Annotated in this window: 12 protein-coding genes; 6 read left to right on the plus strand and 6 right to left on the minus strand. The window is 68.6% G+C overall.

Annotated elements, in window-relative coordinates; all coding sequences use genetic code 11:
- Positions 1-26: 26 nt before the first annotated feature.
- From AVR91_RS35455 to AVR91_RS35480, 6 genes are all read right to left on the minus strand, one after another.
- Positions 27-4163 (minus strand): LamG domain-containing protein, encoded by a 4137-nt coding sequence (locus AVR91_RS35455; RefSeq protein WP_143254206.1) that lies wholly within the window; start codon positions 4161-4163, stop codon positions 27-29.
- A gap of 180 nt (positions 4164-4343) precedes the next feature.
- Entirely contained in the window at positions 4344-4745 is a 402-nt protein-coding gene (locus AVR91_RS35460; protein WP_063276419.1) for an immunity 7 family protein, read from the minus strand.
- A gap of 38 nt (positions 4746-4783) precedes the next feature.
- Positions 4784-5323: a DUF2716 domain-containing protein gene (locus AVR91_RS35465; RefSeq protein ID WP_037333725.1), complete on the minus strand. Its 540-nt coding sequence runs from the start codon at positions 5321-5323 to the stop codon at positions 4784-4786.
- 187 nt (positions 5324-5510) lie between these two features.
- Entirely contained in the window at positions 5511-6119 is a 609-nt protein-coding gene (locus AVR91_RS35470) for a hypothetical protein (protein ID WP_007030508.1), read from the minus strand.
- Positions 6120-6194: 75 nt separating this feature from the next.
- The gene (locus AVR91_RS35475) at positions 6195-6701 is read right to left on the minus strand and encodes a hypothetical protein (RefSeq protein ID WP_063276418.1); all 507 of its coding nucleotides are present in this window, start codon (positions 6699-6701) and stop codon (positions 6195-6197) included.
- 69 nt (positions 6702-6770) lie between these two features.
- Positions 6771-7070, minus strand: coding sequence for a helix-turn-helix domain-containing protein (locus AVR91_RS35480; protein ID WP_063276417.1), 300 nt, complete (start codon positions 7068-7070; stop codon positions 6771-6773).
- Positions 7071-7444: 374 nt separating this feature from the next.
- Between AVR91_RS35480 and AVR91_RS35485 the strand changes: the two genes are divergently transcribed.
- From AVR91_RS35485 to AVR91_RS35510, 6 genes are all read left to right on the plus strand, one after another.
- Entirely contained in the window at positions 7445-8569 is a 1125-nt protein-coding gene (locus AVR91_RS35485) for a hypothetical protein (RefSeq protein WP_063276416.1), read from the plus strand.
- 144 nt (positions 8570-8713) lie between these two features.
- Positions 8714-10036 carry a flagellar basal body-associated FliL family protein gene (locus tag AVR91_RS35490; protein WP_063276415.1) on the plus strand — a complete coding sequence of 441 codons (1323 nt, stop codon included), beginning with the start codon at positions 8714-8716 and terminating at the stop codon, positions 10034-10036.
- Between the two features lie 3 nt (positions 10037-10039).
- On the plus strand, positions 10040-11383 hold the full coding sequence (locus tag AVR91_RS35495; protein ID WP_063276414.1) for a hypothetical protein: 1344 nt from the start codon (positions 10040-10042) through the stop codon (positions 11381-11383).
- Complete coding sequence (locus AVR91_RS35500) at positions 11380-13281, plus strand: glycosyltransferase family 4 protein (RefSeq protein WP_016330566.1); 1902 nt, start codon at positions 11380-11382, stop codon at positions 13279-13281. The genes AVR91_RS35495 and AVR91_RS35500 overlap by 4 nt, the downstream gene beginning before the upstream one ends.
- The gene (locus AVR91_RS35505) at positions 13274-13813 is read left to right on the plus strand and encodes a hypothetical protein (protein ID WP_228708069.1); all 540 of its coding nucleotides are present in this window, start codon (positions 13274-13276) and stop codon (positions 13811-13813) included. The genes AVR91_RS35500 and AVR91_RS35505 overlap by 8 nt, the downstream gene beginning before the upstream one ends.
- Positions 13810-15579 (plus strand): glycosyltransferase family protein, encoded by a 1770-nt coding sequence (locus AVR91_RS35510; RefSeq protein WP_063276412.1) that lies wholly within the window; start codon positions 13810-13812, stop codon positions 15577-15579. Before AVR91_RS35505 ends, AVR91_RS35510 begins: the two co-directional genes overlap by 4 nt.
- The last annotated feature ends 252 nt before the right edge of the window (positions 15580-15831 follow it).

A 15831-nucleotide genomic window follows, 5' to 3' on the forward strand; every position in this document is an offset into this window, starting at 1 on the left:
GGAGCGTCTGCCTAGCCGGAGAGAAGTCAGGGGTGGTCGAGGATCATGTCCGCGGCGATCCGCTGCGCGTCCAGCACGCCGGTGTAGACGCGAACGCCGCGGACATCGCCGTACCAGTAATCGGACTTGAGGCCGGTCCACACACCTCGGCCGATGAACAAGCTCGCGATATCACTGTTGCCACTCCAGCCTGCGACACCGGCCTGGCATACGGGCTGGAACTGCCTCTCGTCGGTCTCCGCGTAGAGGCACGCGACATCGGAGACCGCATCGTAGGTTCCGGTCAAATGCGTCCAGGTGTTCTCGTCGATGCTTTCCGACGTGACGTCGACGGCTGGAGTCGGCTGCCCGTCTACGGCAGACGGCGAACTCGTCAACCAGCTCCACTTCCCGAACCAGTTGCCGGCCGCGTCCTTGGACGGCCTGTATCCCAGGAGGAAGGGCGAGAACTTCGGGTCGTTCAGCCCGACAGCAGCTCGGGTGGCGTCGTCCCCGCCCACGCTGTTCGAAGGACTGCGGAGCTTGGCGTCTTGGACGTCCTCCGGAGACCACTTGTGCCTCACCCAGGCTTCCACGGTGAAACTCCGGTCGGCGCGAAGCGCGGGCGGACGGGGGCTCTCGATCTCCCCACTCCAGGACTTGTCGAACTTCGCGACGTTGACGCCGTTGTCGTTCACCATGGCGGCACCGCCCGAGACGACACCGGCCGCGCCGGTGACGCCGTCGATGGTGCTGCCGTCGAGCTGGTAGTTCGCCCGTAGCACAGCGGTGTTGGCGAGGCCGGCGGCCTCGGCGGCGGGCAGCGCGCGATCCCAGACCTGGACCTGGTCGATACTGCCCCTGAAGGGGGTCGACGGCATACCGTTCCACCGCGCCCGCCCGACGGCGAACCCACCTGTCGCCGTCCAGGTGGTCCCCGCGGGAACGGCGGTCTGCCCTTCGAGGACGCCGTTCACATAGATCAGCACTTTGGCGGTGGACGCGTCGTAAACACCGGTCAAATGCGTCCAGACGCCTACTTGCGGGACGCTGGTGGGAATCGCCCACCGGTATCCGTCTCCATCGACGTCCTCGGCGGGAAGACCGATGATCCATCGGTTCACGTCTTTGGAGTAACCCATTTGGAAACCGCTGGAACGGACGCCGTCTTGGCCGGCCACAGCGTAAGAGTCGTTGGTATCGGCCAGCTTCGCCCACGCCGAAACGGTGAAGCTCTGTGCGGTGTCGATGACCGGCGTCTTCGTCTGCCCATATCCGGTTCCGGCGCCGACGAAAGCCTGTCCGGACGATTGCCCGACCTTGCTTTCGGTCGCGGACTGCCCGGCGGAGTCGCTGTAGCCGGTCGCGAATCCCGAACCTGGAGCGAAAGTGAGTGCACCGTCGTTTCCGGTCGCGTCCACCGTGTTGCTCTCGAGCGCGTACTCACGAATGGCCGAAAGACCGGTCGGAACGCCGTTGTTGCCGTGCAGCGTAGCGACTTCTGTCGCGGTCAACGCTCGGTCGAAGACCGCGGTCTCATCGATCTTCCCGGAGTACAGGTAGGTCCGTACCCCACCGGACTTCCCGCCGCCCACGACCAACGGCCCCGCTCCGCCCACGCCAGTGGTTGAAACCGTGGCTTGTGGCTGTCCATTGACATAGAGCGTCGCCGTTTTCGCGGCAGCGTCGTACACACCGGTCAGATGTGTCCACGTTCCTTCAGCGGCGGCAGCCGTGGAGAAGGCCGAACCCTGTGCCGAGTCGGCGATGCTGAACGCCCATTTCCCGGATTCGTGATAGTGCAAGGCGAAACCGCTGCTTTGAGCCCCGTCCTGGGACAGCACGACTCGCCTGCTGGTAAGCCCGGTCGGATTCACCCACGCGGAAACAGAGAAGGACTTCGTCGTGTCCAGCACTCGTGCACCGGTCGCGAAGTAGTCGCCTGCCTGGCCCGACAGAACCGCGCCTTCTCCGATCTTCCCCTCGGCGAACGTTCCCTTGCCTTCACCGACGTACCGCAGACCGGTCGCTTGAGAAGCACCGTTTCCTTCGAACTGCCATGACGCGAGAGGAGCCGTCACGTCCCGGACACTGAAGTTGTAGTCGGTCCTGGTCGACGGTGTCTTCGCGCGGTTGCACGACCAGACGCTGAGGACATGCGTGCCCTTGGTCGGCGGTGCGATGGCGACGGTGGCAGGTCCGCTGTACGCGGCGGGCTTCACGGTTCCGGGCTCAGTGTCGTTGCAGGTGGGGGGTGCGGTGTTGTCGAGCTTCCACACGTAGCTTCCGACCGAAGTCGGAGTGTTCGCCACCGTGAAGGTGAAGTCACCAGCTCTGCCCGGACCACCGCCGAAGGTGCCGCTCGGATACGTCTGGGACGACACCGACGGCGCGGCCGGAGCGGACAGCTGCACTTCGACCTCACACGCGGCGGACCAGCTGGTCTCGCGGCCATCGGTGACGTGTGCGTCGTATGAGTACAACCCGTCCGCGTTCATCGACTCGGTGGACAGAGTGGCCTGAGCGTTGCGATTGGCGACATTCGAGTCGCTCAAGACGTTGTCGACGCCTGCCTGACGACCGTCCCACGCGTAGTTCCCGGTACTCACCCAGCCCTTGTAGACGCGAAAACCCGCGTAGAGCATGCCACCGTCCGGGTCCCGGACATTTGCTTTGACCACATAGCCGGTGCTTGTCCGCCCGAGGACAGGGCGGCTGCGCGGCATGCCCGGAATGTATGGGGCGCAGGGATAGGTGGCCGTCCCGTTGACGATGGCGAGATTGAACGGCGCGTTCGGGCGCGAGTTGTACGTGACCGTGAACCCGACCTGGGCCGAGTACCTCTTCCAAGTGTTCTGGTCGTTCTCGCTGGGCGAGATGATGCCGAAAGTGAAGGTCGCCCCTCCTCCTTCCACCAGGCCCTTGATCGTCGTGGTGATGTTGAATCCGACGTTGGTCGGGCAGCCGCTCACGGTCGCGAAGCCTGCCCCCAGGGCGGGGCCGCTCCCGAACGTCAGCCCTGGACCGATCGGGTTCGTCACCATCAAGTTGTTGGAATGCCTGAGCTCGCAGGACTTCGAGCTGTCCACCGCGAGGGTCAGTGAGGCGTCATAGATCAGCTTCCCGCCCAGTCCGCCGAGGTTCATTTCCACGAACGAGCGCGCGGTGACGAGATTTCCCGCGCAGCTCGATCTGGAGTCGTAGATGTACCCCGCTTTGAGATTGGCATCCGAGTCCCACACCGCGTCACCCGGAGCCTTGGAAGCACCACAGGCGTACTGGACCAAGTAGTGGTTCCGGCCACAGTTGGAGCAATAGTTCGTCTGCCAGGTCGGGTCGACATAGACCGGGTACGCGGCGTTCGCGAGCAGGCCCGCGTCGGGCGTGAGGAGCAGCGACTTACCCGAGATCTCGGTCTGCACCTTCGCCTGACGGCCACCGGCCGCCGGGCCGCGGACGAAATCCGTCGCGTCCGGCTCCGCGCCCGACGAGTCCCACATCAAGGGTGCTCTGGCCAGGAAGACATCGGCTCCCTTGGCGTCCTTGACCCGGAGAGTGCCGTCGTCGTCCTTCGTGAGCTTGCCGTTCTTCACCGGCACGCCCAGCTTGATCTTCGCGATGGCCGGGTGCTTCGCCGCCTCCGGCGTCTTGATCACGACCACCTCGTGGACCTTGTCCACGTCCACTTCGACCTTGAGGTCGACGCCGGGAAGCACCTCGGGATAGGTGGCGGTGGCGCCCGAAACGACCGGTTGAGGAAGCACTCCTGGCCAGTCGAGCCCTACCGACGTGTCCTTGGCGCTCAACTGCAGCAGAGGTGCGGTTCCCGCGGTCTGAACATCCCCGCGACGACCTGCGGAAAGGGAGATGTCGGCCATCGCGGCCTTCGGCGACAACCCGTTCGGCCCAGAGCTCAGCGTCGAGTCAGCCGGGATCCAGCCACCGTCACGGGGAACCCGGACCGGGCGGGTGTTCCGCGTCAAGGTCACGGAGCCGTCCGGGTTCGCGAAGGATTCCGAACGTTCGGTGGTCAAGTCGTCGATCCGGACCTTCTTCCGGCCCTGCTTGGCGAATTGCGTCGCGGCCGCGGTGTCGGGAGCGGAATCCGGCACCACCGACGCCGCGGGGGCCGCGGCGACCCCCGGATATGCGAAAGCCGTGGCCGGGAACAACCCGAAAGCCACGGCCAACACCACGACGACAGCACCGAGACGCGATCTCAGGCACGACGATCTCACGGCGAATCCCCCTCGTTCCGCGGGGATTTGCCACCCGCGCCCAGATGAACTCTGTCCTATCGGGACAGGCCGGGGAAGCAGCCGAACAGCCTAATTCGATCACTCACGAAACCGCTGGCAGGCGGCTCAGATCTGGTAACCGTCCATCACGGTCGGCGCGACCGGGGACAGGTGCTCGTCGCCGCGTTCGGTGACCAGGCCGCGGGCCATCCGGTACACCTTGAATTCGTTGTCGTGCTCGGGATCCTGGTCGTCCCAGACGTGCAGGAGACCGTAGGAGCCGGGTGCGAGGTCGCCGACGCGGGTGAACAGGTCCACCAGCTCGGGTGCGATCGCCGTGCCGTGTTTGTCCATGCCGCCCAGGTGCAGCACCGGCACGCCGGCCGCCCAGCGGAGGTCGAGCAGGTCGCCGTCGTCGAAGTCGCGGACGGCGCGGTGCACCCGCTCGACGATGCGCTCGAGCAGCGCGGCGTCGTCGTCACCGGAAGGGCTCGCTTGGATGGTCACCCACCCGTGGTATTCGAACACCCGCCTGAGTTTAGGCAGGTCCGCCCGCCGGACGGTGGTCAGCCCGCCATCGCGGCCGGTGCCCCGTTGCGGCGCAGCGCGTTCTTGAAAACCTGTTCGCCGTGCTTTTCGAAGGCGGGCACGAGCTTCTCGCCGTAGACGCACAGGGTCCGTTCCCAGGGATGCCCGAGCGTGCCGAAGCGGAAGTCGTTCGCCAGGAACATGTGGTAGTCCGTGCGCGGGAACACCGGGACGGGCCACGGGTCGAGCGCGGCGTGCCGATGCGGGTAGAAGCGGTACGACTGGTGCTGCCAGTGCAGCACCCAGACCCACTCGTCCTCGGCGACGCAGTCCTTCAGCGCCGAGAGGGCGACGCGGGCGACGTCGTTCTGCTCGACGGCGTACGGGCCGACCCGGAATTCGGCCGACGCGCGGTCGAGGCCGCCGGGCGCGAGATCCCACGCGACGGACGGGGCGGGTTCGCGGAAACCCGGCCAGGCGTGCGCGTAGGTGCTCGGCCAGAACGCGAGCTTGTCGTAGACCCAGTACCAGGCGGGCTCATCTGCGACCCTGGAGATGGCTTCCCAAGCGTTGTTCACGAGCGACCCTCGGTGGTTCGGCCGATTAAGACTGGGAAAGCTTCGTGTTCAAGGCTCAAGTTGTCCAGCTCGTGGGCATTCTCCGTGAAACTGTCACCTGATCAGGTGTCTTGCGCCGCCGCCGGAACCGTGAGAATGACAGTGCGTGAACGGCGAGCCCACCGAACGCGGGCTCGCCGTCGATCGATCACGCGGCCGCCTCCCAAAGGCTCATGAAGGCCGAGGCCTCACTCCGCACCCATGGCCGCACCTTGTCGCGATCACGCGGCGACAACGCGAACTCCTTCGAACGCCGGACGTCGACGACCAGCGGACGCCCGCCCGGGCGCAACTCGTCCATGGTCTGTTCGAGCAGCCACAGCACCATCTGCGCCGCGTCCCGGCTCAACGGCTCCTCCTTGAAGTAGAGCCAGGTCACGTAGACGGGGCCGTCGCCCTTGCGCAGGCCGAGATGCGGATTGATGCCCACTTCGAGCGAGCCGAGCCGCCATCGTGACCGGCCGACCTCGGCCAGCCGCAGGTCACGCCGCCCGACGTAGCGCAGCCAGCCGTTGGCGATCTCGGTGTAGTGCGGCCGCGTGCGCTCGTCCGCGTTCTCGACGAGTGCCCGCAGCACCTCGCGATCCCGCCCGGAGATCCGCCCGGCACGGATCGCGTTCGCGGCGCGGAGGTAGAAGTTGAACCCGCCCCGGGCCGGGTCCTCGTACTGACGGCGCCAGCGCCGGACGAACGAGGAACGCGAAGGACCCGAGCTCGTGCTGTACCCCACGAACGTGGGCAGGGTGATGTAGGCCATCCGTGTCTGCCTTTCGCCGCTGTTCCTGCTGTACAACGACCATTTTAGAACACATGTACGACAGAAAACGGGGCTTTACGGGTGACGCGGTGAAGGAGGCCAAGGTCCTTCGAGGAGCTCCGCCGACTCTTCGAGGATGGGCACCTCGCAGACGTCCCTCGGGGTGAGGTCGGTCGGGATCCAGTGCTCGAGCATCGCCGACCAGCGCGTGATCCCGCGCAACGCCTGAGGCGACCCGAGCAGCTCGCCGACCTCGCTGACCAGGGCGCCGCCGGCCGCGGGCGAAAGCCGCCCTTGGACCATCGCGGTGAGCCAGCCGTGGATCAGCAGCCAGCGGGCCGCCGTCGGATCGGACGGCAGCTCGAGGCCAAGTTCGTCGACGACCTGGTCGAACGCCTTGTCGACGGCGCTTTCGGCGGAGGATTCGAGCCCGGCCAGCAAGGCGAGGGACGGCGTGTCGAGTCCGGCGACGATCGCGTCCAGACCGGCCTCGACCAGGTGGGAGGTGCGGACGTCACGTCCGGCGAGCCTGCCGATGGCCAGCTCGCGCAACGCGCCGCGACACGCGTCGATTTCCGTCACCAGGCACTTCCCACGTCCGCCACCGTACCGCCGGGAGCGGCCAACGGCGGCTGACCAGCCGAAAGAGGGTCACACCGTGGAGAGCCGCGGAGTGATTCGAATATCGAGATCGGCTTCAAGCGCATGCGCCAGTCGCTCCAGCACCGGAATGGTCGGAACCGTTCCGCCCGCCTCGAACCGCGCGACGGCGGACTGCGTCATCCCCGCCTCGGTGGCGAGCGTCGCCTGGGACCAGCCACGTCCCTCACGCATTTCACGCACCGTCTTACCCAGGACATAAGCCAGCTTTGCGGCCTCGTACGCGTCAGCGGCGCCGGGCTCCGCCATCCGCCGCTCGCGAAGCCTCCGCCAGTCGTTCCGCTCAGCCATCGATCTCACTCCCTTCCTCACTCATCGGCCGTGTGCTCCCGGGCGACGCATCGCCACATCGCCTTCCGCGCCCGTCGTACCTCACGCTCTTCACGCATGCGCGTTTTCCGGAACTCGGTCAGCAACACGATTCGCCGGCCGGACGCGATACGGCTCGCCGAGCAACGGATACCTCATGTCATAGCTTTGATGCTATAAAGCCAGGTAGGTCCACTTTTAGGCGATCCGTTTGCGATCCGGCAAGGCCGCGAGCGCACTCGGAGATCAGTGCTGGACCAGGTCGTGAGTGGACGCAAGAATGAGGAAAGACCACATCAACCACCCATAAGGGTGCATGCAAGACTGGCTGCCCACACCCGGCGGCAGGGGGCTAAATGAGCTGGCAAGACGAGCTTCGACAGCTGGACGTCGAGCTGGCCTCGGGTCGCATCGGGCACGCCGAACACCGCAGGAAGCGCGACGAGCTGTTGGCGGAGGCCTCCGGCGGGACGATGCCGTCGCCGGTGCCCTCGCCGCTGCGGCGTCCCGGCGGGACGTGGCACAGCACCAACCCCGCCGCGCGCCCGGTCGAGCCGCCCGCGGTCACGGTCCAGCAGCCGTACCAGCAGACCCAGCCGGTGTACACGTCGCCGCCGGCCGCCGAGGAACCCGCGAAGAAGGCCGCCATCCCGCGGATCGCGGACCACAAGACCACCGCGCCTTCACCCGCCGACATCAATCCGACGGTCTACCTCCGCGCCGAGCCGCCGCCGGTCAAAGGCAGGCCGTCGGCCCCGGTGCCGAACCGGCCGCTTCCGCCGCTGGCTCCCGAGCCCAGCCCGCGCCACTACGCGCCCACAGAGGACTACGCGGTCGTCGGGAAACGCAAGCCGACCTGGCTGTTCATCGGTGCCGGCGTGCTGGTCGTGCTGGCGTTGATCATCGGCGGGACGCTGTGGCTGGGCTCGTCGCAGCCCTCGAACGTCGCCGAGCAGCCGAGCGTGGCCCAGCCGCCGGCCGACCTCACTCCCTCAGGCCGGCCCGACAGTGCCCAGACTCCGCTGGAAGACCGGCTGCCCGCGCTGCCGGGGACACCGTCGAAGGACAACTCGACGATGTCGGTCGCGAAGGGCGTCGAGCTCAACTTCTACTCGAAGGCCGCGGGCGACTACCTCGCGTCGAAGAATGTCGCGTCTGTCACCTACAAGGGGTCGAACGAGGGTACGAACAGTTACCTCGTCCTGGTGATCCCGGCCAACGACGCGAAGGACGCGGCCGCGATCGTGAAGTACTTCCGGGAGAACTCGATCAACGCCGGGCTGCGCGAGCAGCGCGTCGGCGATCGGCTCGCCCTGGTCGGTGCGAACAAGAACGGCCAGCTCAGCGGTATCGGTTACGTCTCCGGGACGATGGCCGTGACGACCTGGGTCTCGCAGCCGCTCGGCGGCGACCCGCAGGCGCTCGACACCCGTCTGGAGCAGACGCTGACCTCGTTGGACACCGTTCTGCCGGTGGGCTGAGAAGCGCAGGTCGCGGGGAGATCACGATTCGACCCGCGAGGGCGCATCGACTCCGGGCAGTGCAGAATGTGCGAGGTCACCGCAGTGGTGGTATCGCGACGGCCGGGAGCATTCCTCCCGCCGGAAATTCGGATAAGGGGGCCGGTGGTGTCCTGGCAGGAAGAGCTGCGCAATCTGGACGAAGAGCTCGCATCTGGACGGCTCTCCGCCGACGATTACCGGCTCCGCCGTGACCAGGTGCTGTCGTCGGCCGTCGCATACGGCGACCCCGCCCAGCAACAGGTCCAGCAGCCCGGCCAGCAGCCGCAGCAGCCGTTCCAGCAGCAGCCGCCCGCTCCACAACAGCAGCAGGCGCCGCAGCAGCAGCCCGCCCAGCCCAGCGCCGACTCGACGCAGATCATCGCGCCGGTGAACCAGCCGCAGGCCGGGGAGGGCGAGCGCACCCAGGTCGTGCCGAACTGGCAGCAACAGCAGGCGGATCCGAACCGCACCCAGGTCGTGCCGCCGGTGGCGTCACCGCCGGGCGGTTTCCCGCAGCAGGGCCAGGCGTCCCCTGCCGGTGGCTTCCCCCAGCAGGGTCAGGCCTCGCCCGCGGGCGGCTTCCCGCAGCAGCACCAGGGGTACCAGCAGCAACAGCCGCAGCAGCAGGGCTGGACCGACAACGACGCCAGCCCGCCGTGGGGTGGCTCGGACTTCCCGCCGATCTCGCCGGTCGGCAGCACGGAATGGGTCAAGCAGGGCCCCGAGCTGTTCGAGGACAAGCCCAAGGGCAAGGGCGGCAAGATCGCGATCATCGCGATCGTCGCCGTCCTGGTCCTCGCCGGTTTGGGTGTCGGCGGGTACTTCGCCTTCTCCGGCGGCGGTGACACCCCGCCGGACCCGACGGCCGCACCGCAGTCGCCCCAGCCGCAGGCTCCCCCGCCGTCGTCGACCAAGCCGAAGACGCCCGAAGAGCTGCTGTTCGAGAAGATCCCGGAGCAGTCCGGTGAAGAGGACTCGAAGAGCGGCGCGATCCCCGCGGCCCAGCTCGCCGAGATCGCCGGGCTGGAGAAGGGCGAGGCGGATCTGGTCATCGCCGCCGGCGTGAAGCAGGTCGCGTATCGCGGCTCGCAGAAGCAGCCGGACGAGACCGGCCCGCAGCCGGCGAAGATCTCGATCACGGTCATCCCGCTGACCAGCCCCGGCGCCGCCGGCGACCTGGTCAAGCAGCTGCGCCAGTACCAGACGAGCAACGGGTTCGTGCAGATCACCGAGCCGCTGCCGGGCATGCCGCCGAAGCTGAACTTCCAGAAGAAGATCGACGGCGACAAGGGCACCTACCGCGGCACGTGGATCAGCGGCAACAACATCGTCCGCGTCGACATCCTGCAGAACCCGCTCGGCGGGGAAGAGGGCGAGAAGGCGTTGAGCGGCACGTACCAGCGTGCGGTGAAGAAGACGCTGGAAAACTACTCCGTCACCAGCTGAAAGATGACCTCGGAGACGGCACGGCTGCTCACCACCCTGCTCTCCCTGGCCGAGGACACCGGGTCCCTGTCCGACGAGCTGCACTTCGCCGGCTGGGACGCAGCCGAGCGCGTCCCGCTCGACCACGGCGCCGCGAACGTCCTCCGGGCGCTCGTGCTGCCGAAGGCGGCGAAGGTGCTGGAGGTCGGCGCCGGTTTCGGGGGGCTGACCAGGTATCTGGGCGAGGTCTCGGCGACGGTGCACGCCGTCGAGGCCGACCAGGTCCGCGCCGCCGCGGTGCGGTTCCGCACCCGTGACCTCGACACGGTCTCGGTGCACGACCGGCCGCCCTCCGCCGGTTACGACCTCGTCGTGATCCAGCAGCCGTACGCGACGCGGGGTTTGCTGGAGTCGGTTCGCGAGCGGTTGTCGCCGATGGGCGCCGTCGTGGTGCTGACGTCTTCCCGCGGTGTCACCGGGACGCTCGCGGCCGCGGGCCTCGAAGTCCAGCGTGAGTTGCTCTGCTCCCCCGGGCACGAGGTCGCCCGCGCGGTCCGGAGCGAGCGGATCGACACCGAACTGCCCCGGCTGTCCGCGGCGATCACCGGTGGTCCCGCGAACGGCCTCGCCCTGCTCTGCGGTCCCGGCGCCGCCGCGCTCTGGCCCGCGTTCCGGCTCGCGACCTACTTCAACACCGCCGAGCGCGCGGCGTTCGCGTGCACTCGCGCCGACGTCGTGCGCACCGGCGAAGGTGCCGAAGTCCGCCGCGTCCCGCTGGTGCCGTCTCCGCCGGTGGCCGGGATCTCGGTCGGACCGTGCACCGACAAGGTGTACGACGCCCCGACGATGGTCGAAGTCCTGCTCGACGAGCCCGAGCGGGTCGCGGAACTGCTCACCGGCTGGCGGGATCTCGTCCGCGCGGAGGCCGATCGCGGGGTCGAGGCGCTGTGGGATCTGGTACCGCACAACGTTCTCGTCGACGGCGCGGTGCTGCGCCCGATCGACCTCGAATGGCGGCACGCGGGCGCCGGGGTGTCCGACGTGATCGAGCGCGGGGTGCTGGTGCTGGCCGACAAGCTCACCGACGCGGGCTGGTCCGCGGCGGCCGGCGACGGCTCGACGCGCGACCTGGCGGGCTGGCTCGGCGTCCTGATCGGCCTCCATTCCTCCTTTGTGGACGGTGCACTGGAGCGCGAGGTGGCCTTCTCCACGATCGGCTCGTGCGGCACCGCGCACGGCACGGGCGAAGTACGCGCGGCGATCGCCGGGATTTGGCGAAAGCGCCTGGCGCGGACCGTCCACGAGTACCGTTCACCCAAGGTCGGCGCCGGTGTGGCGGCGAACGAAGACGAGGTAGCGAAGCGATGACGAGCCTGCATACCGCCGGCATTCTGACGCCGGACCGGCCGGTCGGGCACCTGTTCGAACTCCGGGGCTGGACGACCGGGATCAGCCGGATCGGCGAGATGTCCGTGACCATCGCGGACGTCGAAGCGAACCTGTTCCCCGAGCCGTGCCCAGGCGCCCCCGAAGGCACCTTCGGCTGGCGTGCTGTCCCGGCCACCTTCGTGCCCGCGGGCGTCCAAGACGTCGTCGTCACCGGTCCGGATGAGCGTGTGCTGAACCAGGCGACCGTCCACGTGGGAACGCTGCCGGGTGAAGAACCGCTGTGGCTGGGCGAACTCGAAGCGCCGAAGCAGGGCAAAGTCTCCGAAGGACACGTCGTCTACGTGACGGGATGGGCGCTGCTGCAGGGCCGGGCGCCGAGCCTGATCGAGGTCATGGTCGAGGGCGGCGGCACGGTCAGCGCGCGCACCCGGCTGCCGCGCAAGGACGTGCCCAAGGAGTTCCCCGGCTTCGACGACGCCGCTGTGAGCGGCTTCGAGGCCTGGGTGCCCATCGATCTCCCGTACGGCGAAGAGCGGACTCTGTCGCTTCGCGTCCGGTACCGCACCGAAGGCGTCGGCGAGGTCGTGTCGGCGAAGCGCACCTTCACGCTTCGCAACCCCGTCGCGGACCTGGACGACGCCGAACTCGCCGACGAGCTGGCGGGCGACACCGCCCGCGCGATGGCGCGGGTGAACATCCCGACCGACCCGAAGCACGTGCTGGTGTTCACGCACAGCCTCGGTGTCGGCGGCGGGCAGCTGTGGCTGCAGGAACTGCTGAGCCGGATGGTGACCGACCACGGCTGGCAGGTCAGCCTGGTGAGTGAGACCGACGGCCCGCTGCGCGCGGACTGCCACGAACTCGGCATCCCCGTGCACGTCACGACGCACTACCGAAACCAGACGGTGCCCGCGTACGAAGGACACGTCGCCGAGTTGGCGCGCTTCGCGAAGTGCTCCGGAGCGGGCGTCGCGCTCGTCAACACTCTCGGCGGCTTCGTCGGCGCCGACGCGGCGAAGCGCGCCGGGATGCCGACGGCGTGGGTCATCCACGAGAGCTTCTCGCTGCCCGCGTTCGCCTACCAGAACTGGGGCCCGGTGAAACCGCCCGCCGCGGTCTGGCAGCGCTGGGAAAGCACCCTCGCCGAGGTCGACAAGCTGCTGTTCGTCGCGGACGCCACGCGCGAGATGTTCCTGCCGTACAGCAAGCCGGAGCGCTGCCGGACCGTCCGCTACGGCACGCCGATGCACAAGTTCGGCGGCAGGACGCGGTCGGAGACGCGGCAGCAGGCACGCAACATGCTCGGCTACTCGCCGGACGACATCGTGCTGGTCAACATCGGCATCGCGGAATCCCGCAAGGGGCAGGCGCCGCTGATCTCGGCGATGGAGCGGATCCACAAGATCCACCCCGAGGCGAAGCTGTCCATCGTCGGCCTGCACCCGTCGCCGTACGGGCTGGCGATGGAGGAGTCGGTCAAACGCGCGGGCCTGGAGAAATCCGTCAGCCTGGTGCCGATCCAGCCGGATCCGCTGCGCTGGCTGCAGGCCGCCGACATCTTCGTGAACAGCTCCGACATCGAGTCGCTGCCGCGCTCGATCCTCGAAGCCGTCTGCTGTGGCGTGCCGGTCGCGGCGACCGACGTGTTCGGCGCGCGGGAGATGATCGTCGACGGCGAGACGGGCTGGCTGTTCGAGACCAACGACGTCGACGCGCTGACCGCGGCGTTGCTGCGCGCGCTGGGCACGTCGGCCACGCGCCGCCGCGAGATGGCCAAGGCCGCGCACGAGAAGCTGCTGCCGTGGCTCGACCCGGCGGGCTACGCGCGCGAGTACTCCGAAATCCTGACCGAACTGAGTGGGGGCGTTCATGTCTGACACCGACATTCCCGGCCGTGTCCAGGCCGAGCTGACCCGGCTCCGGGCCGAGCGGCAGGTCTTCACCGCCGAGCAGGACCGGCTGAAGGCGAAGCTGGCCGAAACCGAGCACGAACTGCGCGAGGCCACCGCCGCCGCGCCGGACGAAGGCGAGTCCGCCGCCGTGAACCAGAGGCTCGCCTCGCAGCAGGAAGAGCTCGACGTCGCCAAGGCGCGTCTTCAGGCGCTGGAGGCCGAGGTCCTGCTCGCGCACCAGCAGCGTGACTCGCTGCGCGCGGAGCTGAAGACCTGCCGCGAGGAGCGGGACAAGCTGCGGCTCGCGCTGCTCGACGCCGAGCTCGTGGTGTCGGCCGGCGTCGTCGACGCGGACGTCCTGCCCAATGGCGAACCGTCGGCCGACCGGCAGCGGCTGCTCAACGCCGAACGGCTCGCCGCCGAGATGGCCAGGGAACTCGACGCCACGCGCCGCACCGTCAGCTGGCGGGTCACCGCTCCGCTGCGGGTCGTGCGGAAGAAGATGGACCGGCCGTGACCGAACTCTGCTTCGTCTCCGCCGAGGGCGGTTCCGCCTTCATGGAGGAGCTCCTGGAGGTGGTCGCCGACGCCGTGCGCACGGCGGGCGGCAAGGCCAGGACCGCGATCGGCACCTATCCCGAGGCCGACGGCGACACGGTGTACGTCGTGGTCCCCCACGAGTACTTCGTGACCATTCCGGACGCCGACTTCCCGACCGCGGCACAATGCCGCCGCACCATCGGGTTCTGCGTGGAACACCCCGGGACGGCGACCTTCGAGCGCAACGCCGAACTGCTGTCCATCCTGGGCGGCGCCGTCGACATCAACACCGATTCGACCGCCGAACTGCGGCGGCGCGGGATCGCCGTCGAGCATTTCCAGCTCGGCTACAGCCCGCTGTGGGATCTGTGGGGCGGGGACCTCGACAGCCCGCGCGACCTCGACGTCACCTACCTCGGCACGGCCGAACGGCGCCGTTCGGTGCTGCTCGGCTCGTACGCGCGGGACCTCGCCGGCCTGCGGACGCGGCTGCTGACCCCGCCGCACGAGCCGATGACCGCCGCCCGCGTCGATTTCCTGCCGGGCAAGGCGAAGTTCGAACACCTCGCGCGGTCGCGGTTCCTGCTGAACCTGCACCGTGAGCGGAAGCAGACCCTGGAGTGGGTGCGCACGCTCGAAGCGATGACCAACGGCTGTGTGGTGGTCAGCGAGACGTCCGTCGACGTCGAACCGATGGTCCCCGGCGAGCACCTGGTGCTCGCGCGGCCGGAGGCGCTGGGCTCGGTCGTCGCCGCGCTCGCCGACGAGCCGGAACGGGAGCGGCATCTGCGTTCGGCCGCGTACGGCTTCGTGAAGTCGCTGGACATGACGGCGTCCGCGCGGCGGCTGATCGAGCTGGCGTCCTCGCTCGGTTCGGCGCCCGCCGCGGACATCGCCCCGGCGCGGGCGCTGGCGACGAGCCTGCGGAACCCGGAGGACGCGCTGGCGATCGACACCCCGTCGTTCGACGCGCGGTTCGCGGGCGACCGGTCCGCCGCCGGACCGGCCTCGGCACGCGGGACGGCATTGTCGGCACGGATCGCGCAGCGCGCGGCGGGGGCCCGGCGGGTCGCCACGCGAAGTTGGGAACCGGCGGCGGCTTCGCCGGCGGGCACCGCCGACGTCGACGTGCTGATCGTGCGCCGCACCGGCGAGGTCGATCCGGACGATCTCGCGAACGACCTGCTCACGGGCAGCGTCACCCCGCGGAAGGTGCTGGTCGGCGAGGACGGCGTGCACCCGTGGCCGCGGCCGCGCCCGTACGACGTCCTGCTGCACGACACCCCGCTCGGCCGGGGGCTCACCCGGAACTCGCTGCTGGAGCGCTCGACGGCGTCGTGGCTGCTGGTGCTCGACGGCGGGATGCGGGCTTCGGAATTCCTGCTGGAGCGGCTGCTGGCCGTTTCGGAGGATGCCGACGTCGTGCACTGCCCGGTCGCGGATCCGGTGGACGGCCTGGTCGGCGCCCTGCCCCCGGAGGAGCGGCGGCTGCGGACGCTGCCATATCTGGGCAGCGGCTATCTGGTGCGGCGGTCGCTGGTCGACGAGTTCGGCGGGTGGAACACCGAGGTGCTGTTCGAAGGCCTGGAGGATCACCTGTTCTGGCGGCGGGTGGCCGCGGCGGCCCGGCCGACGACGCTGGTGCAGCAGGTGCTGCTGCGGCGGCTGCGGCCGGATCCGGATTCGCGGCCGATGGATCTCGATCCGCATCGGGTGTGGGCGGCCGTCGGGAGCGCTCTGTAGGCCCTCGCGTGCAATGAAAGTGTCTTTCCTTGCAAATTTGGCAAGGAAAGACACTTTCATTGCACGGGTAGTGGGCGTGGCGTTGGTCCGAAAGTGTGAGTTGGGCCGTGTCGGTGAACGTCCTCCCCCGCTGATGCGCCTTATGGGCAGAGCATCTGACGAGTTCGGATGCCGGCCGAGAAGGAGCAGCCATGGCCTGGGAAATCGCCCTGGTCGCCGCGCTGGCCGTCGTGTTCGTCATACGGCTCGCGC

The organism is Amycolatopsis keratiniphila subsp. keratiniphila (assembly GCF_001620365.2).
Classification (GTDB): domain Bacteria; phylum Actinomycetota; class Actinomycetes; order Mycobacteriales; family Pseudonocardiaceae; genus Amycolatopsis; species Amycolatopsis keratiniphila.

What these genes read in the sequence shown, in the direction of transcription:
- AVR91_RS35470 (WP_007030508.1), bottom strand. Translation starts at nt 6,119, where the DNA reads ATGGCCTACATCACCCTGCCCACGTTCGTGGGGTACAGCACGAGCTCG.
- AVR91_RS35480 (WP_063276417.1), bottom strand. Translation starts at nt 7,070, where the DNA reads ATGGCTGAGCGGAACGACTGGCGGAGGCTTCGCGAGCGGCGGATGGCG.
- AVR91_RS35485 (WP_063276416.1), top strand. Translation starts at nt 7,445, where the DNA reads ATGAGCTGGCAAGACGAGCTTCGACAGCTGGACGTCGAGCTGGCCTCG.
- AVR91_RS35495 (WP_063276414.1), top strand. Translation starts at nt 10,040, where the DNA reads ATGACCTCGGAGACGGCACGGCTGCTCACCACCCTGCTCTCCCTGGCC.
- AVR91_RS35500 (WP_016330566.1), top strand. Translation starts at nt 11,380, where the DNA reads ATGACGAGCCTGCATACCGCCGGCATTCTGACGCCGGACCGGCCGGTC.
- AVR91_RS35505 (WP_228708069.1), top strand. Translation starts at nt 13,274, where the DNA reads ATGTCTGACACCGACATTCCCGGCCGTGTCCAGGCCGAGCTGACCCGG.